The 24,284-nt window shown below is 68.6% G+C and carries 27 protein-coding genes; 13 read left to right on the forward strand and 14 right to left on the reverse strand.

Annotation, left to right across the window (positions count from 1 at the left end):
* Positions 1–36 precede the first annotated feature (36 nt).
* The gene (locus ABE454_RS13065; RefSeq protein ID WP_346532299.1) at positions 37–1,194 is read left to right on the forward strand and encodes a DegT/DnrJ/EryC1/StrS family aminotransferase; all 1,158 of its coding nucleotides are present in this window, start codon (positions 37–39) and stop codon (positions 1,192–1,194) included.
* Positions 1,195–1,200: 6 nt separating this feature from the next.
* Here the strand turns inward: ABE454_RS13065 and pdxY are convergent, their stop codons facing one another.
* From pdxY to ABE454_RS13080, 3 genes are all read right to left on the reverse strand, one after another.
* Positions 1,201–2,001, reverse strand: a complete 801-nt coding sequence (gene pdxY, locus ABE454_RS13070; RefSeq protein ID WP_346532301.1) for a pyridoxal kinase — start codon at positions 1,999–2,001, stop codon at positions 1,201–1,203.
* A 17-nt stretch (positions 2,002–2,018) separates the two neighbouring features.
* Positions 2,019–3,287 (reverse strand): serine hydroxymethyltransferase, encoded by a 1,269-nt coding sequence (gene glyA, locus ABE454_RS13075; protein WP_346532302.1) that lies wholly within the window; start codon positions 3,285–3,287, stop codon positions 2,019–2,021.
* Between the two features lie 118 nt (positions 3,288–3,405).
* Complete coding sequence (locus ABE454_RS13080) at positions 3,406–3,642, reverse strand: thioredoxin (RefSeq protein WP_346532304.1); 237 nt, start codon at positions 3,640–3,642, stop codon at positions 3,406–3,408.
* A gap of 117 nt (positions 3,643–3,759) precedes the next feature.
* Between ABE454_RS13080 and ABE454_RS13085 the strand changes: the two genes are divergently transcribed.
* The 7 genes from ABE454_RS13085 (at position 3,760) to truA (ending at position 8,601) form a co-directional block, all read left to right on the forward strand.
* Positions 3,760–5,226, forward strand: a complete 1,467-nt coding sequence (locus tag ABE454_RS13085) for a PLP-dependent aminotransferase family protein (protein ID WP_346532305.1) — start codon at positions 3,760–3,762, stop codon at positions 5,224–5,226.
* A 97-nt stretch (positions 5,227–5,323) separates the two neighbouring features.
* Positions 5,324–5,503, forward strand: coding sequence for a hypothetical protein (locus ABE454_RS13090; RefSeq protein ID WP_346532307.1), 180 nt, complete (start codon positions 5,324–5,326; stop codon positions 5,501–5,503).
* Between the two features lie 144 nt (positions 5,504–5,647).
* Positions 5,648–5,989: an acyl-CoA thioesterase gene (locus ABE454_RS13095; RefSeq protein ID WP_346532545.1), complete on the forward strand. Its 342-nt coding sequence runs from the start codon at positions 5,648–5,650 to the stop codon at positions 5,987–5,989.
* A gap of 73 nt (positions 5,990–6,062) precedes the next feature.
* A complete protein-coding gene (gene def / locus ABE454_RS13100; RefSeq protein WP_346532309.1) occupies positions 6,063–6,635 on the forward strand; it encodes a peptide deformylase in 573 nt (190 codons plus the stop codon).
* Positions 6,635–6,850, forward strand: a complete 216-nt coding sequence (locus ABE454_RS13105; protein ID WP_024353805.1) for a hypothetical protein — start codon at positions 6,635–6,637, stop codon at positions 6,848–6,850. The genes def and ABE454_RS13105 overlap by 1 nt, the downstream gene beginning before the upstream one ends.
* Positions 6,851–6,877: 27 nt before the next feature.
* Entirely contained in the window at positions 6,878–7,852 is a 975-nt protein-coding gene (gene fmt, locus ABE454_RS13110; protein WP_346532310.1) for a methionyl-tRNA formyltransferase, read from the forward strand.
* A complete protein-coding gene (gene truA / locus ABE454_RS13115) occupies positions 7,852–8,601 on the forward strand; it encodes a tRNA pseudouridine(38-40) synthase TruA (protein ID WP_346532312.1) in 750 nt (249 codons plus the stop codon). Before fmt ends, truA begins: the two co-directional genes overlap by 1 nt.
* A gap of 190 nt (positions 8,602–8,791) precedes the next feature.
* Here the strand turns inward: truA and ABE454_RS13120 are convergent, their stop codons facing one another.
* Together ABE454_RS13120 and ABE454_RS13125 are read right to left on the reverse strand one after the other, a co-directional pair.
* Positions 8,792–9,196, reverse strand: a complete 405-nt coding sequence (locus tag ABE454_RS13120; protein WP_430826337.1) for a YidB family protein — start codon at positions 9,194–9,196, stop codon at positions 8,792–8,794.
* Positions 9,197–9,302: 106 nt separating this feature from the next.
* Positions 9,303–9,440 carry an entericidin A/B family lipoprotein gene (locus ABE454_RS13125; RefSeq protein ID WP_346532316.1) on the reverse strand — a complete coding sequence of 46 codons (138 nt, stop codon included), beginning with the start codon at positions 9,438–9,440 and terminating at the stop codon, positions 9,303–9,305.
* 96 nt (positions 9,441–9,536) lie between these two features.
* On the opposite strand from ABE454_RS13125, the gene ABE454_RS13130 reads away from it, so the two are divergent.
* The 4 genes from ABE454_RS13130 (at position 9,537) to rplS (ending at position 14,790) form a co-directional block, all read left to right on the forward strand.
* The gene (locus tag ABE454_RS13130; RefSeq protein ID WP_346532318.1) at positions 9,537–11,201 is read left to right on the forward strand and encodes a thiamine pyrophosphate-binding protein; all 1,665 of its coding nucleotides are present in this window, start codon (positions 9,537–9,539) and stop codon (positions 11,199–11,201) included.
* A 327-nt stretch (positions 11,202–11,528) separates the two neighbouring features.
* Positions 11,529–13,367 carry a DUF885 domain-containing protein gene (locus tag ABE454_RS13135; RefSeq protein WP_346532319.1) on the forward strand — a complete coding sequence of 613 codons (1,839 nt, stop codon included), beginning with the start codon at positions 11,529–11,531 and terminating at the stop codon, positions 13,365–13,367.
* A 279-nt stretch (positions 13,368–13,646) separates the two neighbouring features.
* Entirely contained in the window at positions 13,647–14,357 is a 711-nt protein-coding gene (trmD, locus tag ABE454_RS13140; protein ID WP_346532321.1) for a tRNA (guanosine(37)-N1)-methyltransferase TrmD, read from the forward strand.
* A 16-nt stretch (positions 14,358–14,373) separates the two neighbouring features.
* Positions 14,374–14,790, forward strand: coding sequence for a 50S ribosomal protein L19 (rplS, locus tag ABE454_RS13145; protein ID WP_346532323.1), 417 nt, complete (start codon positions 14,374–14,376; stop codon positions 14,788–14,790).
* Positions 14,791–15,116: 326 nt separating this feature from the next.
* On the opposite strand, the gene ABE454_RS13150 is transcribed toward rplS, so the two are convergent.
* From ABE454_RS13150 to ABE454_RS13170, 5 genes are all read right to left on the reverse strand, one after another.
* Positions 15,117–15,557 (reverse strand): PA2169 family four-helix-bundle protein, encoded by a 441-nt coding sequence (locus tag ABE454_RS13150; protein ID WP_346532325.1) that lies wholly within the window; start codon positions 15,555–15,557, stop codon positions 15,117–15,119.
* 70 nt (positions 15,558–15,627) lie between these two features.
* A complete protein-coding gene (locus tag ABE454_RS13155) occupies positions 15,628–16,470 on the reverse strand; it encodes a tryptophan 2,3-dioxygenase (protein ID WP_346532327.1) in 843 nt (280 codons plus the stop codon).
* Between the two features lie 57 nt (positions 16,471–16,527).
* Positions 16,528–17,058, reverse strand: coding sequence for a CHAP domain-containing protein (locus ABE454_RS13160; protein ID WP_346532329.1), 531 nt, complete (start codon positions 17,056–17,058; stop codon positions 16,528–16,530).
* Between the two features lie 32 nt (positions 17,059–17,090).
* Positions 17,091–18,224, reverse strand: a complete 1,134-nt coding sequence (locus ABE454_RS13165; RefSeq protein WP_346532330.1) for an acyltransferase family protein — start codon at positions 18,222–18,224, stop codon at positions 17,091–17,093.
* An 82-nt stretch (positions 18,225–18,306) separates the two neighbouring features.
* On the reverse strand, positions 18,307–18,759 hold the full coding sequence (locus ABE454_RS13170) for a COG3650 family protein (RefSeq protein ID WP_346532331.1): 453 nt from the start codon (positions 18,757–18,759) through the stop codon (positions 18,307–18,309).
* Positions 18,760–18,855: 96 nt separating this feature from the next.
* Here ABE454_RS13170 and ABE454_RS13175 point away from each other — a divergent pair, with 96 nt between their 5' ends.
* Positions 18,856–20,016, forward strand: a complete 1,161-nt coding sequence (locus tag ABE454_RS13175; protein WP_346532333.1) for a DNA cytosine methyltransferase — start codon at positions 18,856–18,858, stop codon at positions 20,014–20,016.
* Between the two features lie 4 nt (positions 20,017–20,020).
* Here the strand turns inward: ABE454_RS13175 and ABE454_RS13180 are convergent, their stop codons facing one another.
* The 4 genes from ABE454_RS13180 to ABE454_RS13195 form a co-directional block, all read right to left on the reverse strand.
* Positions 20,021–20,329: a hypothetical protein gene (locus ABE454_RS13180; protein WP_346532334.1), complete on the reverse strand. Its 309-nt coding sequence runs from the start codon at positions 20,327–20,329 to the stop codon at positions 20,021–20,023.
* A gap of 8 nt (positions 20,330–20,337) precedes the next feature.
* Positions 20,338–20,697: a YdbL family protein gene (locus ABE454_RS13185; protein WP_346532336.1), complete on the reverse strand. Its 360-nt coding sequence runs from the start codon at positions 20,695–20,697 to the stop codon at positions 20,338–20,340.
* A 20-nt stretch (positions 20,698–20,717) separates the two neighbouring features.
* Complete coding sequence (locus ABE454_RS13190) at positions 20,718–20,933, reverse strand: YnbE family lipoprotein (RefSeq protein WP_346532338.1); 216 nt, start codon at positions 20,931–20,933, stop codon at positions 20,718–20,720.
* A gap of 90 nt (positions 20,934–21,023) precedes the next feature.
* Positions 21,024–24,242: an intermembrane phospholipid transport protein YdbH family protein gene (locus tag ABE454_RS13195; RefSeq protein ID WP_346532340.1), complete on the reverse strand. Its 3,219-nt coding sequence runs from the start codon at positions 24,240–24,242 to the stop codon at positions 21,024–21,026.
* Positions 24,243–24,284 lie beyond the last annotated feature (42 nt).

Consider the following 24,284-nt stretch of genomic DNA (forward strand, 5'->3'; position numbering starts at 1 on the left):
GCCTGATTTTCCTCCCCTCCCCGGAGCAACCGACGCGTGACCATTCCCTTCATCGATCTTCTCAGCCAGCGCCGCCGCATCGGCGCGAACATCGACGCCGCCCTGATGGAGGTCGCGGCCAGCGGCCAGTACATCATGGGCCCGGCGGTCGGCGCCTTTGAACAGGCCCTGTGCGACTTCGGTCAGGCGCCCCACGCCCTGTCCTGCTCAAACGGGACGGATGCGCTGGTGCTGTTGATGATGGCGTGGGGCGTGGGGCCGGGCGACGCCGTCTTCTGCCCCGCCTTCACCTTCGCCGCCACGGCCGAGGTGGTCGCGCTGGCGGGCGCCACGCCGGTCTTCGTCGACATCCGTCCCGACACCTGGACAATCGACCCCGACCACCTGCGCGCCGCCGTCGAGGCGGTCCAGCGCGAGGGCGTGCTGAAACCCCGCGCCGTCATCGCCGTGGACCTGTTCGGCCAGCCCGCCGACTATCCCGCCCTGTCGGACATCACCCAGAAGCACGGGCTGAAGCTGATCGCGGATTCGGCGCAAGGGTTCGGCTGCACCCTGAACGGCCGACACCCGATCCACTGGGCCGACGCGACGACGCTGAGCTTTTTCCCGGCCAAGCCTCTGGGCGCCTATGGCGACGGCGGGGCGGTGCTGATGAAGGATGAGGCGCTGATGGATCACCTCGTGTCCCTGCGCGTCCACGGACAGGCGACGGCGGCGGATGCAGCGGCGCAGGGCTTTGCTCACGACCCCAAATATCTGAACCCGCGCCTGGGCATGAACGGGCGGCTGGACACGCTGCAGGCCGCCGTCCTGCTGGAGAAGCTGAAGATCTTCCCGGACGAGATCGACCGTCGCAACCGCATCGCCGACCGCTATGTGCAGGGGCTGGCTGGTCATGTGGCGGCGACGCCGGTGGTCATTCCCGGCGGCCGCTCGGTCTGGGCCCAGTTCACCGTCGAGCATGACGACCGCGACGCCCTGGCCGCCCATCTGAAGACTGAGGGCGTGCCGACCGCCGTCTATTATCCGATCCCCCTGCACCGCCAGCCCGCCTATCGCCAGCATCCGGTCGACCCCGGCGGTCTGGCTGTGACCGAGGTCAGGGCGGAACGGGTCATCAGCCTGCCGATGAGCGCCTATCTGGACGAGGCCGTGCAGGACCGGGTGATCGCCGCCGTCGCCAGCTTCGGCTGAGGGCTTTCAGCCCTCGGTCAGGCGCATCTCGAAGGCGCCCGCCGCCTGGGTCCGCAGCAGAACGGTCTGGACCCCGGCGGTGGCGCGGGCGGCGGCCTCGGCCAGTCCCTCGCCGCGCATCAGCCAGCCGGTCAGATAGGCGGTGAACAGGTCGCCGGTGCCGCTGGGACGGATCGGAATGCGGGGGATGGAGGTGCGATGGGCCACGCCGCCCTCGACCGCCACCGTCTCGACCTCGCCGGGCGTCGTGTCGGTCAGGACGCAGCCTGTCACCACCGTCCGCCCCGTGCCGCGCGTGCTCAGGATGCGCGCCGCCTCGATCACCCCCTCGACCGTATCGGGCCGTTCGCCGACCAGTCGGCCCAGTTCGAACTGGTTGGGAGTGATGATGTCGGCCATCGGCGTCAGTTCATCACGGAACTGTTCGATCAGACCCTCAGCGACGAAGACGCCCAGATCATCGTCGCCGATCACCGGGTCGCAGATGTGCAGCAGCGCCGGGTTCTTCGCCTTCCAGCGCCGCAGGAAACCCGCCGTCGCCGCCGCATTGGCGGCCGAGCCCATATAGCCCGTGACCACCGCCCCGGATGTCATCGGCAGGTCGCGCTCCTCGACCCCCAGCAACAGGTCGGCGACCAGTTCCGTCTCCAGAATCCGGCCGCGCATGGTGGGATAATGCGGGTGATTGGACAGCAAGGCGGTCGGCACCGCCGCCACTTCCAGCCCCATGGCCTGCATCGGTTGGACCGCCGCGCTGTTGCCGACGTGGCCGTAGACGACCTGACTTTGTATCGAGATGACCCGCACGCGCGTTCGGAACCTCCTTAAGCGGGCGTCAGCGCCGGTCCGGCGATCGGATAGGCCCGCGTCAGTTCTCTTCCCTGCGCCTTCACCGCCGCGCTGTCGAGATCGCCGTCGCGCAGACCCTTGAGGATGGTCAGGATCATGCCGCCGACCGTGCGGAACGCCTCGGCGTCGAACCCGCGCGAGGTCGAGGACGGCGAGCCCAGCCGCAGCCCCGACGTCACCATGGGCGGGGCCGTATCATAGGGGACGGCGTTCTTGTTGGCGATCAGGCCGTGATCCTCCAGCGCCTCGACCGCCGCCTTGCCGGTCAGGCCGAAGGGGCGCAGGTCGACCAGCACCAGATGGCAGTCGGTCCCGCCCGACACGAGGCGCAGGCCCCCGTCCGCCAGCGTCTGGCCCAGCACGCGGGCGTTCTCGATCACCGCCTTGGAGTATTCGACAAAGTCCGGTTGCAGCGCCTCGTGGAAGGCCGCCGCCTTGCCGGCGATGACGTGCATCAGCGGCCCGCCTTGCGTGCCGGGGAAGACCGCCTTGTCGATGCGCCGCGCCAGTTCCGGGTCGTTGCACAGGATCAGGCCGCCGCGCGGACCGCGCAGGGTCTTGTGCGTGGTCGAGGTGGTGACATGGGCGTGCGGCGTCGGATTGGGATAGAGGCCCGCCGCGATCAGCCCGGCGTAGTGGGCCACATCGGCCACAAGGTATGCGCCGACCTTGTCCGCGATCTGGCGCATCCGAGCGAAGTCGATACGGCGCGGATAGGCCGAGCCGCCCGCATAGATCAGACGCGGCCGGTCCTGAAGGACGCGCTGCTCCATGTCGTCATAGTCGATCAGGTCGTCCTCCTCGCGCACCCGATAGGCGCTGACCTCGAACCACTGGCCCGACAGGCTGACGGGCGAGCCGTGCGTCAGGTGGCCGCCGCAGGCCAGGTCCAGCCCCATGATGCGGTCGCCCGGCTTGATCAGGGCGAACAGCACGGCCAGGTTGGCGTTGACGCCCGAGTGCGGCTGGACGTTGGCGTAGGCCGTATCGAACAGGGTGCAGGCGCGCTCGATGGCCAGCTTCTCGGCGATGTCGACCGCCTCGCACCCGCCATAGTAACGGCGCCCCGGATAACCCTCGGCGTATTTATTGGTCAGGACGGAGCCCTGCGCCTGACGCACGGCGGCGCTGACGATGTTCTCGGACGCAATCAGCTCGATGCTGTCCTGCTGGCGCTGGCGCTCCAGCATCAGGGCTTGGGCCAGTTGCGGGTCCAGAGCCCGCGTCGCCAGGTCGGAAGTCATACTGTCTCCGTCAGATAAAAAAGCGGCGGGCCGGCCGGTGAGGTGGAGGGTCGCCGACCCGCCGAGCGGCCGGGATTCGGGGGACTGAAAACCCGGCCGGATCGCGTTGGCGTCGACCTCAGCGCAGGGCTGACAGGTCCGCGCCGTGGTTGATGTGATAGACGGCGCCGTCGATGACGAAGGCCGGCACGGACTTCACGCCCGCCGCCTCTGCCTCGGACAGGCGCTGCGGCGCCTCGCCCAGATGCACGACCTCGACCTGATAGGCCGCCGGGTCCAGAGCGCCTGCGAACCGCTGCTCGGCGTCGACGCAGACGGTACAGCCTGCATGATAGAAAACCGCTTTTCCGGCCATGATCCTGTCCCTTGGCTGAACAGACCAGCACAGTTGCTGTCTGGATGGGCGCGTGAGATACCCGCCGATACGGCCTATCGATAAGAGCCGCTTTCACGAAATCTGACAGGCCGGATCATGGGGCGCAGCGCCATCGTCATTGAACTGATCGAAGATCCGGCGCGGCCGCTGTTCATCAATCTGGCCTCATCGGTGATCCGCGAGATCGAGCGCGGGCGGCTGAAGCCCGGCGACCGCCTGCCCGGCACCCGCGCCCTGGCCCGCACGCTGGGCGTCCACCGCAACACCGTCGACGCCGCCTATCAGGAACTGGTGCTGCAGGGCTGGCTGACGGCCGAGGCGTCGCGCGGCACCTTCGTCGCCCGCGACCTGCCTGATCCGGCCACGCAGAACTGGGGCGTGAGGAAGGCTGCGCCGCCCGCCGCCTCGGCCCTGCCCCTGACCCGGCCTGCGCCGCCGCCGATGCAGTTCACGGACGGTTCGCCCGATGCGCGCCTGATGCCGGGGCTGGAGCTGGCGCGGGCCTTCCGGCGCTCCATGACCGGGGCGGAGCTTCGGCTGCTGCCCGGATACGGCGATCCGCGCGGGGCGCCGTCGTTGCGGACGGCGCTGGCCCGCTATCTGTCGGCCGAGCGCGGGCTGACGGTCGGGGCCGACGACATACTGGTGACGCGCGGCAGCCAGATGGCCCTGTTTCTGGCCGCCGCCGTGCTGAATCCCGGCGACGCCATCGCCGTCGAGGATCCCGGCTATCCGCTGGCGTGGAAGGCGTTTCGGGCCGCGGGCGCCCGCGTGGTCGGCGCCCCGGTCGATGCGCAGGGGCTGGATGTCGAACGGCTGGACGCTCTGCTGGCGCGCGACCCGACCATCCGCGCCGTCTATGTCACGCCCCACCATCAGTTCCCGACCACGGTGACGCTGGGCGCCGGACGGCGTCTGCGTCTGCTGGAGCTGGCGCGTCGGCATGGCCTGATCCTGATCGAGGATGACTACGACCACGAATACCGTTTCGAGGGGCGGCCGGTCCTGCCGCTGGCCGCCCGCGCTCTGAGCCAGGGCCGCGATCAGGACCGCATCATCCATATCGGGTCGGTATCCAAACTGCTCTCGCCGGTGGTCCGCATCGGCTATGCGACGGGCGCGCCGGACCTGATCCAGACCATGACCGCCCGGCGCGAGGCCATCGACCGTCAGGGCGACCTGCCGCTGGAGCGGGCGCTGGCCCGGCTGATCGACGACGGCGACCTGGGCCGCCACGCCCGCAAGGCGCGCAGGATCTATGAGCAACGCCGCGACCTGCTGTGCGCCGAGATCACGACCCGGCTGGGCGAGGCTGTGGCCTTCGACAGACCAGCGGGCGGACTGGCGCTGTGGCTGCGTGTGAACCCCGGCATCGACGCCGCCGCCTGGGCCGCCGAGGCAGGACGGCAGGGGCTGATCCTGACCCACGGCGGCCAGCTTCAGCTTGAGCCGGACGCTAAGGGGAGCCTAGCCGCCAACGCCTTCCGCATCGGCTTCGCCAGTCTGGACGAGACGGAACTGGTCCGCGCTGTCGGCCGGTTGAAGGCGTCGCAACCGGCCTGATCAATCAAGCTGAACCGGTCCTTTTGAACCAGCCGGATGATCGCCACCCTTGGGGCCTGATCGCGGCGCTCGCCGCACGGGTCTGAAAGGGTTCATCATGATGCAGGACGCCGGCCGCAAGACCGCGCCTTCCCGGTCGCACCGTCTCTTCGAGGGCGAGGACACGCCCGAGGGCGGCGCCTCACGGCGCACCGCCCTGATCCAGATCTTCGTCCTGCCGCTGTCGGTCATGGTCGCGGCCGCCGTCATCGCCATTGTCGCCGTCTGCTCAGGCTGAAGCGTGGGTCGGCGGCTTGCGTCATCCCGGGCCAGGGCGCATGAACCGGCCCTGACAAAGCCGTTCGAGAGGTCATCCGTGTCCGAAGCCGACAAAGCCGCTGCCCTGCTGCCCGAAGGCCAGCCTGTCGGCCGCGTCATCGCCATGCCCGCCGACACCAACCCCGAAGGCGACATCTTCGGCGGCTGGCTGCTGGCGCAGATGGACCTGGCCGGGGCGACCCCGGCGTTCGAGCGCGCGGGCGGCCGCTGCGCCACCGTGGCCCTGGACGGCATGGTGTTCCACCAGCCGGTGTCGGTCGGCGACGAGGTGTCCATCTACGCCCGCATCATCAAGACCGGCCGCACCTCTCTGCGGGTTCATGTCGAGGCGTGGAAACGCGCGCGCGGCCAGGCCGAGGCCCTGTCGGTCCGCGTGACCGAGGGCGTCTTCACCTATGTCGCCATCGACGAAAACCGTAAGCCGCGCGAAGTGCCGCCCGCCTGACGGCATTTGAGAAGTCCGAGCGCCGAAGTCGGTAATTCTTGACCTTCGGGGGCGGCGGCCCTACCTCCCACCCATGGCTATCCGTCGCATCCTGACCATCGATAACGCCGCCGATCTGGCGATCCTGAAGACCGTCGCCTCGCCCGTCGAGGGCGGCGTCACCGACGCCGTGCGCGCCCTGATGGATGACATGCTGGAGACGATGTACGACGCGCCGGGCATCGGTCTGGCCGCGCCGCAGATCGGCGAACTGACCCGCGTGGTCGTCATGGACCTGGGCGACAAGCCGGTCGAGGGCAAGGCGGACGAGCCGGAAACCGAGGAAGAGGCGCTGGAGCGCCGCAATCCGCGCTTCTTCGTCAACCCCGAGATTCTGTGGTCGTCCGAGGAGATGTTCTCCTACGAAGAGGGCTGCCTGTCGGTGCCGAGCTATTACGACGCCGTCGAGCGTCCGGCCCGCGTCCGCGTCCGCTACATGAACTATCAGGGCGAGACGATCGAGGAAGAGATCGAGGGCCTCTACGCCGTCTGCTTCCAGCACGAGCTGGACCATCTGAACGGCGTCCTGTTCATCGACCACCTGTCGCGCCTGCGTCGCGACCGCGCGGTCGCCAAGGTCAAGAAACACGCGAGGATGGCCGCCTGATGTCGCGCAAGACCCGCATTATCGACCAACGCGGCCGTCGCCGCCTGACCCGCAACGAGAAGGTCGGCGTCGCCAGCGTCGCGACCCTGCTGGCCGTCGCCGCCGTCGGCGTGGTGGCGGGCCTGATCGTCGACCGCCTGCTCGATTTCGACGACGCCCTGGACGCGGGCGGCGAGTGGGACGAGGGCGGCGGCGTCTATACCCGCTGGATGTAATCGGCCTCACGGTCTAAAGGCCTGCCCATGCGCCTAGCCTTCATGGGAACCCCCGACTTCGCCGTGCCGTCGCTGGCCGAGCTGATCGCCTCGGGGCACGAGATCGTCGCCGTCTATTCGCAGCCGCCGCGCCCCAAGGGCCGGGGCCAGAAGCTGACGCCGTCGCCTGTCCACGCCTTCGCCGAGGCCATGGGCCTGCCCGTCTTCACGCCCGACAGCATGAAGGCCGCCGAGGCCATCGACATCTTCCAGAGCCTTGACCTCGACGCCGCCTGCGTCGTCGCCTACGGCCAGATCCTGAAGCCCGAGGTGCTGGATGCGCCGCGCCTGGGCTGCTTCAACCTGCACGGGTCGCTGCTGCCGCGCTGGCGCGGGGCCGCCCCGATCCAGCGCGCCATCATGGCCGGGGATCGCCAGACCGGCGTCCAGATCATGCGGATGAGCGAAGGGCTGGACGAAGGCGCCATCATCCTGTCGGAACTGATGGACATCCACGCCGACGATACGGCGGCCTCTCTGGGCGACCGCATGGCCCATGTCGGCGCCGCCCTGTGGCCCCGCGCCCTGGCCGCCATCGAGCGCGGCGGCTTCACCGAGACGCAGCAGGCGGGCGAGCCGACCTATGCGAAGAAGATCACTTCGACCGAAGCCCGCATCGACTGGACCCGCCCAGCCGCCGAGGTGGACGCCCACATCCGCGGCCTGTCGCCCTTCCCCGGCGCCTGGTTCGAGGTCGAGGCCGACGGCGAGCCGGTGCGCATCAAGGCGCTGATGTCGGTGCTGGCTGACGAGCAAGGCGCGCCCGGTCAGGTGCTGGACGACGCCCTGACCATCGCCTGCGGAACCGGCGCGGTGCGCCTGACCCGCGTGCAGCGCCCCGGCAAGGCCGCGCAGGCCGCCGACGAAATGCTACGAGGCTACCCCATCCCCGCCGGAACCGTTCTGGACGGGCCGCGTCGGGTCGAGAAGGCGGAGCCTTCTGATCGCGGCCCCCAAGGGTAATGCCCCGGTATCGCTTCACCGTTGAATACGACGGCTCGGCCTACAACGGCTTTCAGGCCCAGACCGACCAGCCGACCGTGCAGGGCGCCATCGAGACGGCCATCACCGCCTTCAGCGGCCAGAGGGTGCGCATCGCCGCCGCCGGTCGCACCGACACCGGCGTCCACGCCACGGGCCAGACCTGCCATGTCGATCTGGAGCGCGACTGGCCCGCGCAGACGGTGATGAACGCCCTGAACGCCCATCTGGTGAAGGAGGCGGTGGCGGTGCTGGACTGTACGCCGGTCAGCGACGACTGGCATGCCCGCTTCACCGCGACCGGGCGCAAATACCTGTATCGCATCCTGAACCGGCCGGGCCGCCCGGCGCTGGACCGGGGCCGCGTCTGGCACGTCCGCAGGCCGCTGGACGCCGAAGCCATGCACGCGGCGGCGCAGGCCCTGATCGGCCAGCACGACTTCACCACCTTCCGCGACGCCGCCTGTCAGGCGGCCAGCCCCGTCAAGACGTTGGACGTGGCCCGTGTCGCCCGCGTCGGCGAAGAGGTGCATCTGGTGTTCGAGGCGCGCAGCTTCCTGCATCGACAGGTGCGCTCGATGGCGGGCAGCATCGCCGAGGTCGGCCTCGGCCGCTGGAGCGCCGATGATCTGGCCGCTGCGCTGGCGGCGAAGGACCGCGCCCGCTGTGGGACAGTGGCGCCGTCAGACGGGCTTTATCTGACGGGCGTCACCTATGAGACGGAGGCCTAGCGCCGCCTCACCCCTGCTCGCCGTCATCCTCGGGCTTGACCCGAGGATCGAGCCGTCGGCTCTGCAGCGGCATGTAGAGGCCCCGCAACTGTCGCCCTAGCCGGCCACCGTCGAGCGGGCGGAAAGTCCGATCCTCGGGTCAAGCCCGAGGATGACGGAAAGAAAAAAGGCAGCTTTTGGCGTCTCGCCTTTACCGCTTGAACAGGCCGCCCAACGCGCCGCCGAGGCCGCCCGGCAGATTGTTCAAAAGACCACCCAGCATGTCGTCCGCACCCTCGGCCGAGCCGTTCGGCGTCAGGCGGTCGACGACCTGCGGCAGCAGAGCCGCCAGAGTGGCGCTGGCCTGTTCCGGCGAAACGCCCAGCTTCTTGGCGAAGTCGGCGATGGGGCCAGAGCCGAGAACGGCCGCGATCTGCTCGGCGCTGATCGCGGCGTTGCCGCCCTTGCCGATCCACGAGGCCGCGACATCGCCCAGCCCGTTCTGGCCGAACTTTTCGCTTAGGCCCGCCACGCCGCCCTGGCTTTTCAGCAGGTCGGCCACGCCGCCGGCGGCGCCGTCGCCGAGGCCGCCCAGGATATTGTCCAGAAGTCCCATGTTCACTCCTCCGGTTAGAGCGTCAGCATAACGGAAGTCTTTGGCGGTTTTGCCGCCGAAACGTAAAACAAGGCGACCGGCGACGGCCCGACCCGAAAGACCGGCGTCAGTTCTTGGCGCGTTCCGAGGTCGAGGCCACGGCCTGACCCACGGCCGAGACGTCACGACCCACGCCCGCGACGGTGTTGCAGGCGGCGGTGGTCAGAGCTGCGGCGATGACGCCCAGAACGATAAGCTTGCGCATGATGAAATCCCCGTGGATCGATAAGCGGCTTCAACGTGAAGCTTGGCCATAAGGTTGCATGGCCAACATAACCTTCAATCTGCTAACGGCGAACATATGACGCAAGCTTCCGGAACCGCCGCCCGCCGTCTGGTCGAAACCCTGGTGATGAACGGGGTCGACAAGGTCTTCTGCGTACCGGGCGAAAGCTATCTGGCCGTGCTCGACGCCCTGGCCGACGTGCGCGACAGGATCGAGGTGATCGTCTGCCGCCATGAAGCGGGCGCCGCCAACATGGCAGAGGCCTATGGCAAGCTGACGGGCCGCCCCGGCGTCTGCATGGTCACGCGCGGCCCGGGCGCGACCCACGCCAGCATCGGCGTGCATACGGCGCATCAGGATTCGACGCCGATGATCCTGTTCGTCGGCCAGATCGCCCTGACCGATCGGGGCCGCGGCGCCTTTCAGGAGGTCGACTACCGCGAGGTCTTCGGCGGACTGGCCAAATGGGCGACCGAAATCGAAAGCCCGCAACGCACCGTCGAGGTTGTCGAGCGCGCCTTCGCCACCGCGCAACAGGGCCGCATGGGGCCGGTCGTCGTCGCCCTGCCCGAAGACATTCTGCATGAGGACGGCGGGCCGTCGCCGCTTCGACCTGTGGTCCCGGCAAAAGCCGCGCTGGACCCGGCCTTCGTCGAACAGGTGCGCGAACGCCTGAGCCGCGCCGAGCGGCCCATGCTGATCCTTGGCGGCTCGGGCTGGACCGATGAAGCGACCGACGCGATGTCCGGCTGGGCCGAACGGCTAGGCCTGCCGGTCGCCCTGTCCTTCCGCCGCAAGGATCTGATCCGCAACGACCACCCCGCCTATGCGGGCGACCTGGGCCTCGGTCCGAACCCCAAGCTGGTGGCGCGGGTCAAGGAGGCAGACCTGCTGCTGGTCATCGGCGCGCGCATGGGTGAGAACCCGACGCAGGGCTACACTCTGCTGGACCGGACGAAGACGGCGCAGACCCTGATCCACATCCATCCGGGGCCGGAAGAGCTGGGCCGCGTCTGGGCGCCCGCCCTGTCGGCGGCGGCGGATAATTCGCTGGCCGCGCTGGCGCTGGCGACTGTCGAGCCGGGCCGGACATGGACCGATCAGGGCGCGGCGGCCCATGCCGACTTCCTGACCTTCTCCGCGCCCATCGAGGTCCAGAGCGCAGTCAACATGAGCGAGGTCATCGCCCATCTGGCCGACGCCCTGCCCGAAGACGCCATCATCACCAACGGCGCGGGGAACTTCGCCGCCTGGCTGCACCGCTTCCACCGCCATCAGGCCCGTCGCACCCAGCTGGCCCCGACCTCGGGCGCCATGGGCTATGGCTATCCGGCGGCGCTGGGGGCCAAGGTGGTCCAGCCGTCGCGCGAGGTCGTCTGCGTCGCCGGCGACGGCGACTTCATGATGAGCGCCAATGAGATGGCCACCGCCGCCCAGTACGGGCTGGGCGTCATCGTCGTGGTCGTGGACAATGGAACCTTCGGCACCATCCGGATGCACCAGGAGCGGGAATATCCGACGCGCGTCATCGCCACCGAGCTGAAGAACCCCGACTTCGTGAAGTTCGCCGAGGCCTTCGGCGCCTTCGCTGTGCGGTGCGAGACGACCGGCGACTTCCCAGCCGCTCTGGCGGCGGCGCGCGAGGCAGCGGCGGGCGGTCGCCCGGCCCTGATCCATCTGATCACCGACGCCGAACAGATCGCGCCGGGCCGAACGATCACCGATTTGCGGGGCAGATAAGGCACGCCCTCTCCCGGCGGGAGAGGGATTGAGCCTCCAAGAGCGAAGCGATTGGCTAAGGCGATCCGAAGGGCGGCGCAGCAGCCAAAGGGTGAGGGTTCGCGGGTGAAGTCAGCCGAAGGCCGTGGCGCGACGGCTTGCGCCGACTGACGCCTCAACCCCTCACCCTTACGCGCCAGAACGACGACTTCGTCGTCGTGCGCTCAAGCCCTATCCCGCCGGGAGAGGGTGGGCGTCTCCATCTTCACCTCAATCACCCTCGCGGCTTGCTTCCCGTCACGCTTCGCGAAAGAGTGCGCCCGCATTGTACCGAGGGGGTTCCTGCTCATGCGTCGTCTTCTGATTTCATCCGCCGCCGTTCTGGCGCTCTGCGCCGCTGCGCCTGCCGTCATGGCCGAAGGCGCCGCGCCCGCCGCCGTCGCCGCCCCGGCCCAGAGCGAGGACGCCCGGCTCAACGCCTTCTTTGAAGAAGCCTTCGAGGCGCGCATGGCCCTCAGCCCCCAGCGCATGACCTCGCTGGGCCGCAAGACCGACTATGACAAGCTGGACGACGTCTCCGACGCCGCCGCCGAGCGCGCGCTGGCCCTGCAGGAAGCCCAGCTGGCCCAGATGAAGGCCCAGTTCGACCCGAACAAACTCAGCGCCCAGAGCCGCATGTCCTGGCGCCTGTTCGAGCACGGCGTCCAGCAGGCCCGCCTGTCGAACCAGTGGCGCGACTGGGGCTTCCAGTTCGCCGCCAACGGCAACCCGACGACCAGCCTGCCGGTCTTTCTGATCAACAACCACCGCATCGGCAGCGTCGCCGACGCCGAGGCTTATGTCGCCCGCCTGAACGCCGCCGAGCGCTATATGGGTCAGGTCGCCGACACCCTGAAGGCGCGCGCCGACAAGGGCGTCGTCTCGCCGCGCTTCGTCTTTGAACCCTCGATCGAGAACACCCGGTCGGTAATCGAAGGCGCCCCGTTCGACGGCGGCGCGGACAACCCGGTCTGGGCCGACTTCCAGACCAAGGTCGGCGCCCTGAACGCCGATCAGGCCACGAAGGACCGCCTGCTGGCCTCGGCCCGCACCTCCCTGACCGGCCCGTACAAGCGCGGCTTCGACACCGTTCTGACCGCCCTGGGTCAGGTGCAGAGCCGGGCTGACAGCGACGGCGGCGTCTGGCGCCTGCCCAACGGCGAAGCCTATTACAACGCCAAGCTTCAGCTCTCGACGACCACCGACCTGACCGCCGACCAGATCCACCAGATCGGCCTGGACGAAGTCGCCCGCATCCAGCGCGAGATGGAGGTGGTCAAGGCGCGCATCGGCTTCACCGGCACGCTGCAGGAGTTCTTCCACGTCCTGAAGACCGACCCGCAGTTCCAGTATCCGAACACGCCAGAGGGCAAGGAAACCTATCTGACCGACGCCCGCGCCTTCGTGGCCCAGGTCATGGAGATCGCGCCGCAGTGGTTCTCGGACCTGCCGAAGGCGGCCCTGGAAGTGCGCGCGGTCGAGCCGTTCCGTGAGGCGACCGCCTCCATCGCCTTCTACAACTCGCCGTCGGCCGACGGGACGCGTCCGGGCATCTACTACGTCAACCTGTCCGACATGACGCAGGTGCTGAAGCCCCAGATCGAAGGCATCAGCTATCACGAGGGCGCGCCGGGCCACCACTTCCAGATCGCCTATGCGCAGGAGATCGACGGCCTGCCCAGCTTCCGCCGGTTCGGCGGCTACGGCGCCTATGCCGAGGGCTGGGGCTTGTACGCCGAGCGTCTGGGCAAGGAGATGGGCTTCTATCAGGACCCCTATTCCGACTTCGGCCGCCTTTCGACCGAGCTGTGGCGCGCGGTGCGTCTGGTGACCGACACCGGCCTGCACGCCAAGCGCTGGAGCCGCGAGCAGGCGATGGACTACTTCCGCCACAACTCCCTGCTGTCCGAGCGCGACATCCAGAAGGAAGTCGAGCGCTACATCACCAACCCCGGCCAGGCCACCAGCTACAAGATCGGCGAGCTGAAGATCGAGGAACTGCGTGAAAAGGCCCGCCAGACCCTGGGCGACCGCTTCGACATCAAGGACTTCCACGCCGTGGTCCTGGGCAACGGCTCGGTGCCGCTGGACGTGCTGGAAGATCAGGTGAACGCCTGGCTGGCCGCCGGCGGCGGCAAGCCGAACTAAGGCCACACGCGAGTCCCTCTCCCGGTGGGAGAGGGATTGAGCGCACGAGAGCGTCAGCGATCGTTCTTGCGCGAAAGGGTGAGGGTTCACGGCTGAAGTCGGGCGAAGGCCGTCGCGCTACGGCTTGCGCCGACTGACGGCCCCCCTCACCCTTTGGCTGCTCCGCGCCGCTCTTCGGGTCGCCTTAGCCAATCGCGTCGCTCTTGGAGGCTCAAGCCCTCTCTCGCCGGGAGAGGGCGGCCGTGTGAATTCCGCCATTCTGGTGTATGAGCCGCCGCCATGCCCTTTACCGCCACCGTCCTGACCATGTTTCCCGAGGCCTTTCCCGGACCGCTGGGGGTGTCGCTGATCGGCACCGCCTGGCGCGAGAAGGGGCTGTGGGACCTGCAGACGCTGGACATTCGCGCGTTTTCCGAAGATAAGCGCGGCTTCCTGGACGACACCCCTGCGGGTGGCGGTCCCGGTCAGGTGCTGAAAGCGGACGTGGTGGCCAGGGCTCTCGACAGCCTGGAAGGCCCATCCCGGCCGCTTTTGTACATGAGCGCACGCGGCAGGCCCCTGACGCAGGCGCGGGTTACGGAATGGGCCAGGGCCGACGGCATCGTCGTCCTGTGCGGCCGTTTCGAGGGGGTGGATCAACGGGTGCTCGACGCCCGCGGGTTCGAGGAGGTCTCCGTCGGGGACGCGGTGCTCGCCGGCGGCGAGGCGGCGGCCATGGTGGCGATCGAGGCGTGCGTCCGGTTGGTTCCGGGGGTTCTGGGTGCGGCGGAAAGCCTGTCCACCGAGAGCTTCGAGGACGACCTGCTTGAGCATCCGCAGTACACCAGGCCGCGGACGTTCGAGGGCCACGATATCCCGGAAGTCCTGTTGTCAGGCGATCACAAGAAGATCGCCAGATGGCGTCAGGAGCAAAGGGAAACGACCACGCGGGAGCGGCGCCCGGATCTCTGGGAGCGGCATCTCGCCAACTTACAGCTAAAGAGCAAATAAGCTCCGGAGAGACACTATGAACATCGTCCAGCAGCTCGCTGCCGAAGAAAAAGCTCGCCTGCTCGAAGGCAAGACCATCCCCGACTTCCAGCCCGGCGACACCCTGCGTGTCCACGTGCGCATCAAGGAAGGCGAGCGCGAACGCATCCAGGCGTTCGAAGGCGTCTGCATCGCCCGTGACGGCGGCGGCGTGAACGAGACCTTCACGGTCCGCAAGATTTCGTTTGGTGAAGGCGTGGAGCGTCGCTTCCCGATCCTGTCGCCGAACGTCGACTCCATCGAAGTGAAGCGTCGCGGCGTCGTGCGTCGCGCCAAGCTGTACTACCTGCGCGACCGTCGCGGTAAGTCGGCCCGTATCGCCGAGCGTCAGACGGCCCGCAAGGTCGCCGTCCCGGCCACCGGCACCGCCGAGAAGGCCGGCGACGAGGCCTGATTTCAGGCTTCGGCTTCGCGCTGAAGATCAAAAGCCCCGGCGGAAACGCCGGGGCTTTTTTAATGTGCTGACGCTCGCCGCGCGGCGGCTCGCTGCTTGAGAATGTGCAGGCGCCACGCCTCTCCCTCCCCGTCCCGGGGAGGGTGGCTGAGACGAAGTCGAAGCCGGGTGGGGGCGGCAAGGCTATTCAAACGCCGAGGCCAGACCCTCATCGCGGCTAAAATCACATGGAGCCAAGGATCACGTCGAGCCAAGGATCACCCTGCCCTCCCCACCCGGTCGCTACGCGACCACCCTCCCCGGGACGGGGAGGGAGAAAGAGGGGTTCAGGTCTGTTTCAGGCCCCTCAGCTGCTCATGCCCCTGCTGCACCTCGGCATGGGCGCGGCGGATCGTCTCGCGCGTTGTGGCGGACAGGGCCTCGTCCGCCAGTGCACGGTCGAAACGGGCTTTCAACTGCGTCTCGCCCCGCTCAACCGTGTCCATCACCGAGGCGTCGTTGCGCAGCAGGGCGTTCTTCACGTCCATGAAGGCGCGCTGGGCCTTGGCCAGAATGGAGCCGTCCTCTTCAGGCGAGCCGCCGCGTTCACGCACCGCCGCCTTGAAATCATCGGCCAGACGGCGCCGCTCGGCCGCCCGCGCCTCGAACCAGCCGCGCCATGCGCCGTCTGACGCCTCGACCGCCGCCTGATGATAGCCGTCGGCGCTGTCGATCAGCCCCTCGACCAGACCGTTGAGGACCTTGATGTCGTGACTGTTGCCGCTCATCGGAAACCTCCGTTGCCGTTCGCACAGGTGAACCCATGCCAGCGGCGAAGGTTGCCGATCTGACCGCGCTCTACAGTTTGGTGCGCAACGACCAGAGTTCGGGGAAACAGCGTCGTTTCAGCGTCTCGACCAGATAGCCAACGCCGTCGGTGCCGCCCGTGCCCTGACGGCGGCCGATGATGCGCTCGACCGTGACCACATGCTTGTGCCGCCACGTCAGAAGAGCGTCGTCCAGATCGACCAGTTTTTCAGCCAGTTGATATAGCGGCCACCAGCGCTCGGTGTCGCGATAGACCTCCAGCCATGCGGCCTCGACGCCTTCATCGGCTTCATAGAACAGGCTGACGTCGCGGTTCAGCACGGCGCCCGGCACCGGCAGGCCCGCGCGGGCCAGCTGGCGCAGGGCGTCGTCATAAAGGCTGGGCGATTCCAGCGCGGCCTTCAGCGCCGCATGGGCCTCGGGCCGCTCGGCGTGGAAGCGCAGGAAGCGCGGGTCCTTCAGGCCCAGCATCGTCTCCAGACGGCGGAACTGATCGCTCTGGAAGCCCGAGCTGGCGCCCAGATCGCCGCGGAACTTCAGGTAGTCGGCGGGCGTCATGGTGGCCAGGATGTCCCAGCTCTGGGTCATCACCGACTGGATGCGGCTGACACGGGCCAGGCTCTTATAGGCGGGGACCAGATCGCCCGCACGGACCAGCGTCTGGGCCAGCGCCACCTCGTGCAGGATCTGCTTGAGCCACAGCTCCTTGGTCTGGTGGATGATGACGAACAGCATTTCATCATGCTGATCGGAGCGCGGATTCTGGGCGGACAGCAGCTGGTCCAGCGTCAGATAGCCCGCATAGGTCACGCCCTGCGGCTCATGCCGGGCCGTCTCGATCGCGTGTCCGCGAATATCGTTGTCTTGGGTCATGCCCCAGCTATCGCCCGATCAGCCGGACGGGGCCAGACCCTTTTTGTCGCGTAAAGCCTAGTTGGCGGCGCGGTCTTCGGCGGCGGCGCTGGCGGCCATCTGGCGGCCATTGGCGAAGGCTTCGCGCGCGCCGTTATAGATGAAGCCGTAGGTCGGATAGACCGTCGTGCCCAGATCGTTGATCGGGTTGTACCAGACCTTCACCCGGCTCCAGTCGCCAGCGGGGGAGACGTCGACGACGGTGACGTTTTCCTCAACCTTGCCGCGGCTGCCGCCCCAGTTGGCGTGGGTGACGCGGATCACCCGGTCGGTCAGGACGTCGGAGACGACGGCCACGTGGCCCGCGCTCATCCGACCGTGAGGCTGGAACACCAGGACCGAGCCGGTTTCGGGCGCGTCGCCGGTGCGGAACTTGCTGACGGCCTGACGCCACCAGGTCCAGGCGTCGCCGAAGATCTGAATCCCGGAGAACATCCGTGCGAAGGTCACGCACTGCCAGTAGGGATCGCCGGCCTGGGCCGGGGTCGTGGTGAAGGCGAAAAAGCCTAGGCTTGCCGCAAGGGCGGCGGCTGTGAGCCGTTTCATCATCTGGCGTGCTCCCGACTGAACGCGGACAAGCCTTAGACGATAGGCTCAGAAGGTTGAAGAACTGTTTCCGACTGTTTCCCCTGTTGATCCACAGATGATCGACGCTGCCGCGCCCATCCGCGCAGGAAACTGCGGGCGGGCCGCTCAATCAGCCGATGAATAATCGCGGCGGCGACAATCAGTCCGGCGATGATCGCCAGCCACACCATCAGCGGCAGTTGCTTGTCTTCAGCCCCGATCAGGCGCGCGACGACATTGACCGCCAGAATCTGCCACGGGGCGCACAGCATATAGACCGCATAGCTGATCTCTCCCAGATAGACGGCGGGCGCCGAGCCCAGAACCCCCGCCTTCGCCTGAGGAATACTGGCCAGGGCCAGGATCAGCAGGCCGCCCGACAGGACGGTGATCCCGTCCCAGCTCATCAGCGATGCGCTGAGGATCATGACGGTCGCCGCCGCCAGAGCCAGCAGACCCGCGCGCGGCAGGGGCGCCCGACGATAGACCAGATAGAGGGCGCAGCCATAGGCGAAGCAGGGCACGATCCGCAGCGCCCCCCATTTGAACGTGGCCTCGGTCAGGCGATAGCCCGCGACGCGCTCGAAGCCGACATAGAGCGCCGCCAGCAACAGGGCCGCCGCCCCCGTCGCTAGCCACGGCCGGTTCCGCAGCTTCCATGCGGCGGCCGCGAAGACGGGGAAGGTCAGATAGGCGAACCACTCCGCCGAGATCGACCAGGACGGATGGTTCCAGCCCGCCTCGCCGGCGAAGCCCCAGGCGTGGAGCATCAACAGATTGGGCAGCAGGGTCTTCCAGCTGAGAATGCCGGAATCGATGGCCATGCCCGCCGCCGTCGCTGCCAGCCCCAGCGCCATGACGCCGAACAGGGTGAACAGGTGCAGCGGATAGATCCGCGCGATCCGCGCCCACAGAAAGCCCCTGTAGCCGAACCGCTTCTCGCCGAACGCCTGCAGATAGACGTGGCTGAGGATGAAGCCGGACAGGACGAAGAACAGCTCGACGCCCAGATAACCCTTGGCGGCCAGAGCAGGCATCCCGCCAACCGCCAGATTGGGCCACATCAGATAGACCACGACCCAAATGGCCGCGAGGAACCTGAGCGAAGTCAGGGGACGGATGTCGATCGGCGTCGCAAAGGGCGTCATGGGATCATCCTGGCCGGTGGACCGACCGGGGACAGCCCGGCCGCGCTGAAGGGGTCAGTGCAAGCCCGGCGCCAGCTTGGCCTTACTCGACGCGGCCGCTCTCGCCCGCGCGCTCGATCGCGGCCGTGGCGGCGGCGCAACCGGTCAGGGTCTCGCCCCCGATCTCGACCTTGGCGGTCAGGGGATAGGTCCGGTCGCTCATGCCGTCCGAGCAGTCGGTCGCGGTCAGGGTGACGACCAGATCGTTCCCTGCCTCGGTCTTCGAGGTCCAGCTGGCCAGATTGCCCTGAAGCGCCGGGCCGGGATTGGCGGCCTTCTGCTCGGCCCGGTCGAGGCCGGAATAGGTCAGGCCTTCCGGCTTGATGTCCACCGCCCAGAAGGGCTCATTGCCCAGCACCCGCACCGGCTGGTCCAGATCGACGCCCGCCAGGGCGCGCGGCTCGGCCTTGGCGGCGTCCGGCGCCTTTCCGGCAGGCTGGGAACAGGCGGCCAAAGCCAGAGACAGGGCGGCGGCGGACAGGATGACGGCGCGCATGGGCGATCCTTTCTGGAGTTCGCGGGCAGGGTCACGGTTTGCCGCCACGCCGTCAAGACAGGCGCCAAAGCCGCGCGCCTGGGTTACAGTCGCGGCATGACGATTCGCCCCGCCCCAGCCACGAACCCGGACGCCGCCTTCACGGCCTGCGAGTTCTTTGCGGGCGGCGGGCTGGCGGGTCTGGGCCTGCATCTGGACGGCGCCGGGTTCCGCACCGTTCTGGCCAATGACATCGACGCGGCCAAGGCGCGCGCCTTTGGAGCCAACCACCCGGATACGCCGCTGATTCACGGCGACGTCTGGACCGTGACGCCCGATCAGATCCCCGGCGCGCCGGACCTGTGCTGGGCCTCTTCACCCTGTCAGGACGTCAGTCTGGCGGGGGCGCGCGGCGGGCTGAAGGCCCAGCGTTCGGGCGCCTTCTGGGGCTTCTGGCGGCTGATGCAGGGGCTGGACGCCGAGGGGCGCGCCCCGCACATCATCGTGCTGGAGAACGTCATCGGCTTGCTGACCTCGGGCGAGGGACAGGACTTCGCCGCCGTCTGCGGCGCCATGGGCGAGGCGGGCTATACCGTCGGCGCGCTGGAGATCGACGCCGGGCTGTGGCTGCCCCAGTCGCGCCCGCGCCTGTTCATCATCGCCATGCGGGGCGCCGAGGGGCCGCGCCTGAACGCGCCCGTCCTGCCCTTCCACTCGCCCCGCCTGATCGCCGTCCACGCGCGCCTGCCCGAAGCGGTCAAGGCGAACTGGGCGTGGTGGCGGCTGGAGACGCCGCCGCACCGCAACCTCGATCTGGCGGCGGTGCTGGAAGAGGGTGTTTCCTGTTTCGACGAGGCGCAGACCCGGACCCTGCTGGCCATGCTGTCGCCGCTGCACCGGGCGCGGCTGGAAGCGATTCAGGCCTCGGGCGAGCGACGCGTCGGCGCGGCCTTCCGCCGGGTGCGGGTTAAGGACGGGCGCAAGCTGCAACGGCTGGAAATGCGCTTCGACGGGCTGGCGGGCTGTCTGAGGACGCCCTCGGGCGGGTCGTCGCGCCAGTATGTCGTCATCGTCGAGGACGGTCAGGTCGCCCTGCGCCGCCTGACCGGGCGCGAGGCGGCGCGGCTGATGGGCGTCGACGACGCCTACCGCCTGCCCTCAAGCGAGAGCGCCGCGTTGAAGCTGATGGGCGACGCCGTGGCCGTGCCGGTAGTGGCGGCCCTGACGCGCGGCCTGTTCCTGCCCGCCCTGACCGGGCGCGCCGAAGCAGCAGCCTGATCGTTTAGTAATAGAGGTCGTCGTCCTTGCGGTCCTCGGCGCCCTCTATGCCCGGGTCGAAGCTGTTGTCGACCTGATCGTCCCAGCCGTCGCGGTCAGAGCGGAAGGCCAGCGCCATCAGGCCCCACGCCAGACCGACCGTGCCCAGCACGCCCAGCCCCATGGCGATCCAGCCGTGCAGGCTCATCTCTCCGCCGCCGATCAGACGCCAATAGGCCGCCAGCCCAAGCGTGCTGACGGCCGAAATGCAGACGGCGAGAATCAACGACCGCAGAAGCCGGAACAGGCGCCCGCCTCTGGGGGTCGTGGTCATGGTTCAGCCTAGCGCTGGACCCACTGGCCCTGGGCGTTCTTGTACCACTGGCCCGAGCTGATGCGCGGCAACAGCTGCGTCTCGAACATCCGGGCCCCGGCGACTTCGGCCGAGGTGCCGGCTTCGGAGGCGCTGCGGGCGTAGGCTTGGCGGCGGCCCGCGTTGGTCGCGCTGATGGCGGCCTGGGTGTCGCCATCGACCGAGGTGCGCACGCCGACATAGCCGTCGGCCTGCTCGCCCGCGGTTCCGGCGGCCTTGGCCTGATCGACCAGAGCCTTCTGCGAGGCAGTCTGTGCCACGGCGGCGCCGGCGGCGACGCCCAGTGCGGCCACAGCGGCCACGGCGACGAAGAGTTTGCGGTAAGTCATGTCTAAAGCCCCCTTTCGTATCAGAACAGGTTGGGGTTTTCGCGGAGCAGGTTCTGCAGTTCCTGGTCCAGCTTGATGCGGATATCGGCGTCCAGCTTGGCGTAGATCTGCAACGGCTCGCTGAACTTGATGTTCACCGTGGGCGCGCAGGCAGCCAGGCTGACGGCGGAAAGACTGGCGGCGGCGAGGCCGAAGACGGCGGCGAAGTGCCGCTTGCTGATCTCAGGCCTTTTCATGTGGGCCAATCTCCAAAGGCGACGCGGGAAGGTCATGGCGATCTAACGCCATGACGGGTGAATGGGTTCTGAACAAAGCGGGGCCTTGCATCAAGGCGTTTCGTCCGTCGTCAGCACGGGCGTCTCGCCCCGGCGCGCATATTCCAGCAGGTCGGACACGATCTGGTTGGCGTTCCAGCTGGTGTCCAGCGTCAGGTCGATGGGCGTGTCCGACGGCAGATTCAGCTTCTTGTTCAGGAAGTCGCGGCGGATCAGCTCCATAAAGGTCAGCCGCAGCTCCTCGCGCTGGGGCGGATCATGGCGCCCGTTGATACGGAACCGGACGCCCAGACGGCCGCCGTCCAGACTGTTGACCTCAGCGGTCAGGTCGCTGATCGCCAGATCCTGCATCGCCTGATAGGCCAGATCCTGCATGGTGTTGGGCGGCACATTGGGATCGCCGCCGCCGCCAGCGGCCAGATCGTCGAACACCTCGGGCTGGATCGACAGGCGGCCGGGCCGCACCCCGCTCAACACCCCGCCGACGATGCGCCAGCCGTCCTTCGGGTCATAGGTGAAGGGCAGACGGCCCGACACCACGGCGTCGAACTCGGCCTTGTCCTGAAGATTGGCGCTCTTGAGCAGTTCGTTCAACTGTACGCCCTCGACCACGACGACGCCGCCCCAGCCTTCGCCCGGCGTCAGCGGCAGGGTCAGCGGCTCGATGCTGATGCGGCCGCCCGCCGCCATGATCTCGCCGCCGCCGATGGTCAGGACCTTTTCGTCCAGCCCGAACGACAATCGCATGTCGGTCAGCGGCGTCACCGTCTGCACCCGGTCGATCGTCAGCCTCTGGTCGGGCGCAGTGATCAGGGGCGCCAGGCTGGTGAACTCCACCCGCCCCTTCAGGCCCTGAACCTTGCCCGCCGGGCTGGTGAAGTCGAGGTCCGGCACATTGAGGACGCCCGAACTGGTCAGGGTCCCGGCGGTCCAGTCGAATCGCCCCTCGAACCCGGCCGAACCTTCGACCGGCGGCTTCACATAGTCGGCGACAAGCGGGCTGAGATCGTCCGGCTGCAGCCCATGCTCGGTGAAGGTCAGGTCCGGCGCCGAAATGACCGCGCCGCCCGCCTCGACCCTGCCGTCGTGGCGCACATCGACCCGGCCGATGGCGTGGCCCAGCCGCGACAGGTCGAAGCCCGCCGTCCAGACATCGTCCGCCAGCCGCGCCTCGCCCGCCGCCTGAACCGGCATGAAGCGGGCGGGATCGGCGGTGTCCGTCACCGTCCCCTTGTCCACGCCGATGCGCATGCCCAGCCCCTTGGCCGCGCCGTCCAGCGTCAGCGCGCCCTCGGCGTCGGACAGGGCGATGTCGAACGACGGCGCGGTCGCCGCCACTTCCAGCAGACGCGCCTGCGCCCGCCAGACGCCGCCCTGACTGGCGAACAGGGGCGAGGAGGTGGGGCAGACCTTGCCAGACAGAGCCTCGAAAGCGTTCTCGCCCAGATCCAGCCGCTCGACGCTCAATGGGATGCAGCTGTTGGCCACATAGGTCAGGCGCCCGCCGTTCGAGGCCAGCTCGCCGTCGGTGCTGAAGGCGATGTTCCGCGCCGGGCCGAAGTCGAGCGCCGCCCGCCCCTTCAGCCGCGCCGCGAAACCGCCAGGCGTCAGCCGCCAGTCGATCCCTTCGAAACGGGCGTCCGGCAGCCCCCCGCCGCGCGTGGCGATCAGGGTCGCCGCCCCGCCGCCTGCGCCCGAGGCGAACAGGGGTCTGCCATGCGCCTGAAGCCGCAGTTCGCCGCCATTGGCGGGCCGCGCCGTGACCGGCTGCGGCAGGGCGATCTCCAGCCCGGCGTTGTGGCTGATGAAACGCACGCGCGGGGCGTTAAGGGCGAAGTCGCCCAGACTGCGTTTCAGGGCGACCATTTCCGGCAGGTCGTCCGCGACCGGCGCGCCCAGCGCGGTCAGGGCCACATGATCGGCGCGCAGGCCGCCCTGCGCCTCGATCCGCGTCACCCCGTCGCGCACCACGTCCAGATCGACCGTTCCGGAGGCGCCGCGCAGGTTGACCTCAAGGGTGCGCAGCGCGCCCGCCCGCACCGTCAGCGGCGCCTTGATCTCAAAGGCCGCATCATGGCCGCCCGCGCGCAGCATGGCCGTCTCGACCGTGACGCCGTCCAGCCGCGCATCGCCCGCGCGTCCGGCGCCCATGCCCATCTTCACCGGCCCGGTCAGGCGCCAGCGCGTTTCATCCGCCTCATTGCCGCCAGTGACCGTCACATCGGCGCCCGCAAGCGACAGGTTCAGCGACTGCGCCTGCATCTGCCCGTCAGCCACCCGACCGGCGACGACGCCCGCGCGGGTGCGGCCCGACAGGCTGAAGCGGTTCAGCCAGCCCTCGACCTGCCCGTCGAAGGCCAGATCGGCGGCCAGCGCGCGCGCCTCCAGCCGTCCCGCGTCGCCCGTCGCCCGGTCCGCCGTGAACCGTCCGGTCAGGGCGACCGCGCCCTGGCTGCGCTCCGCCTTGGCGTCGGGATAGGGCAAGGCGCCCTTCAGGTGCAGGGCCGCGCCTTCGCCCGCGCCCTGCGCCCCGGCGACGCGGTCCGCCGCAAGATTCAGTTCGACCGCCAGTCGGTCGCCTGTCGTCGTCGCCTCCAGCGTTCCGCCCAGAGCGCGCGCCTCGACATCCCCGCTTTTCAGAGAGCCGGCAGGCATCCGGGCCGACAGGCGCAGCAACCGCCCGTCGTCCAGCCGCGCATCGGCCAGCAGGCGCACCGGGCCATATTCGGTGTCGACCCGCGCCTGCCCCTTTTCGATGATGATCAGCGGGGCGCGGGAATCCGGCTTGGGCGGCTTGCCGGTGAATTCCTCGATCAGGGGATCGAGGCTGCCCAGCGACAGCTTCCCCTCCTTCCATGAGGCGCGGACGATCGGTCGGACCATGCGGACCCGGCTGGGCGTGACCCCCAGACCCGCCTTGGACCACGGCATGCCCACGGCGTAATCGACCTCGACCCGCTCGACCTTGAAGTCGGGATCTTTCGGATCGCCGATGGAGACCTTGCCGACAAAGCCGTTCAGTTCCAGCCGCTCGACCTCGACATCGGCGTCTATGCCCTTGCGGTCCAGCCAGCCGACCAGAAGTTCGCGCGCCGCCGCCCGTCGGTTCAGATAAAGCGTCGCCGCCAGCACCAGCAGCAGAGCCAGCAGGATCAGCAGCACCCGCGCCGTCAGCCACAGGCGCGATCGGCGCCTGCCCCTGCCGGACGGCGCGCCACGGGAAGCAGGGGCTCCGTCAGGAGCGTCCGGAGAAGCAAGGTCGTCGGTCACGGGCGCGGGCGGGCTCAACTGCACAGGGGAAGGCACAACGCC

It is taken from the genome of Brevundimonas diminuta (genome assembly GCF_039673845.1).
In the GTDB taxonomy this organism is placed as follows: Bacteria; Pseudomonadota; Alphaproteobacteria; order Caulobacterales; family Caulobacteraceae; genus Brevundimonas; species Brevundimonas diminuta_E.

Bases quoted from the DNA above. Each gene is read 5' to 3' on its own strand.
- ABE454_RS13105 (WP_024353805.1), top strand. From the start codon at position 6,635: ATGTCGCGCAAGACCCGCATTATCGACCAACGCGGCCGTCGCCGCCTG.
- ABE454_RS13180 (WP_346532334.1), bottom strand. From the start codon at position 20,329: ATGACCACGACCCCCAGAGGCGGGCGCCTGTTCCGGCTTCTGCGGTCG.
- ABE454_RS13095 (WP_346532545.1), top strand. From the start codon at position 5,648: ATGCCCGCCGACACCAACCCCGAAGGCGACATCTTCGGCGGCTGGCTG.
- ABE454_RS13150 (WP_346532325.1), bottom strand. From the start codon at position 15,557: ATGAGCGGCAACAGTCACGACATCAAGGTCCTCAACGGTCTGGTCGAG.
- ABE454_RS13170 (WP_346532331.1), bottom strand. From the start codon at position 18,759: ATGCGCGCCGTCATCCTGTCCGCCGCCGCCCTGTCTCTGGCTTTGGCC.
- trmD (WP_346532321.1), top strand. From the start codon at position 13,647: ATGCCCTTTACCGCCACCGTCCTGACCATGTTTCCCGAGGCCTTTCCC.
- ABE454_RS13175 (WP_346532333.1), top strand. From the start codon at position 18,856: ATGACGATTCGCCCCGCCCCAGCCACGAACCCGGACGCCGCCTTCACG.
- ABE454_RS13160 (WP_346532329.1), bottom strand. From the start codon at position 17,058: ATGATGAAACGGCTCACAGCCGCCGCCCTTGCGGCAAGCCTAGGCTTT.
- ABE454_RS13085 (WP_346532305.1), top strand. From the start codon at position 3,760: ATGGGGCGCAGCGCCATCGTCATTGAACTGATCGAAGATCCGGCGCGG.
- ABE454_RS13155 (WP_346532327.1), bottom strand. From the start codon at position 16,470: ATGACCCAAGACAACGATATTCGCGGACACGCGATCGAGACGGCCCGG.
- ABE454_RS13190 (WP_346532338.1), bottom strand. From the start codon at position 20,933: ATGAAAAGGCCTGAGATCAGCAAGCGGCACTTCGCCGCCGTCTTCGGC.
- ABE454_RS13185 (WP_346532336.1), bottom strand. From the start codon at position 20,697: ATGACTTACCGCAAACTCTTCGTCGCCGTGGCCGCTGTGGCCGCACTG.
- ABE454_RS13135 (WP_346532319.1), top strand. From the start codon at position 11,529: ATGCGTCGTCTTCTGATTTCATCCGCCGCCGTTCTGGCGCTCTGCGCC.
- def (WP_346532309.1), top strand. From the start codon at position 6,063: ATGGCTATCCGTCGCATCCTGACCATCGATAACGCCGCCGATCTGGCG.
- ABE454_RS13125 (WP_346532316.1), bottom strand. From the start codon at position 9,440: ATGCGCAAGCTTATCGTTCTGGGCGTCATCGCCGCAGCTCTGACCACC.
- ABE454_RS13090 (WP_346532307.1), top strand. From the start codon at position 5,324: ATGATGCAGGACGCCGGCCGCAAGACCGCGCCTTCCCGGTCGCACCGT.
- fmt (WP_346532310.1), top strand. From the start codon at position 6,878: ATGCGCCTAGCCTTCATGGGAACCCCCGACTTCGCCGTGCCGTCGCTG.
- glyA (WP_346532302.1), bottom strand. From the start codon at position 3,287: ATGACTTCCGACCTGGCGACGCGGGCTCTGGACCCGCAACTGGCCCAA.
- ABE454_RS13165 (WP_346532330.1), bottom strand. From the start codon at position 18,224: ATGACGCCCTTTGCGACGCCGATCGACATCCGTCCCCTGACTTCGCTC.
- ABE454_RS13130 (WP_346532318.1), top strand. From the start codon at position 9,537: ATGACGCAAGCTTCCGGAACCGCCGCCCGCCGTCTGGTCGAAACCCTG.
- truA (WP_346532312.1), top strand. From the start codon at position 7,852: ATGCCCCGGTATCGCTTCACCGTTGAATACGACGGCTCGGCCTACAAC.
- rplS (WP_346532323.1), top strand. From the start codon at position 14,374: ATGAACATCGTCCAGCAGCTCGCTGCCGAAGAAAAAGCTCGCCTGCTC.
- ABE454_RS13120 (WP_430826337.1), bottom strand. From the start codon at position 9,196: ATGGGACTTCTGGACAATATCCTGGGCGGCCTCGGCGACGGCGCCGCC.
- ABE454_RS13080 (WP_346532304.1), bottom strand. From the start codon at position 3,642: ATGGCCGGAAAAGCGGTTTTCTATCATGCAGGCTGTACCGTCTGCGTC.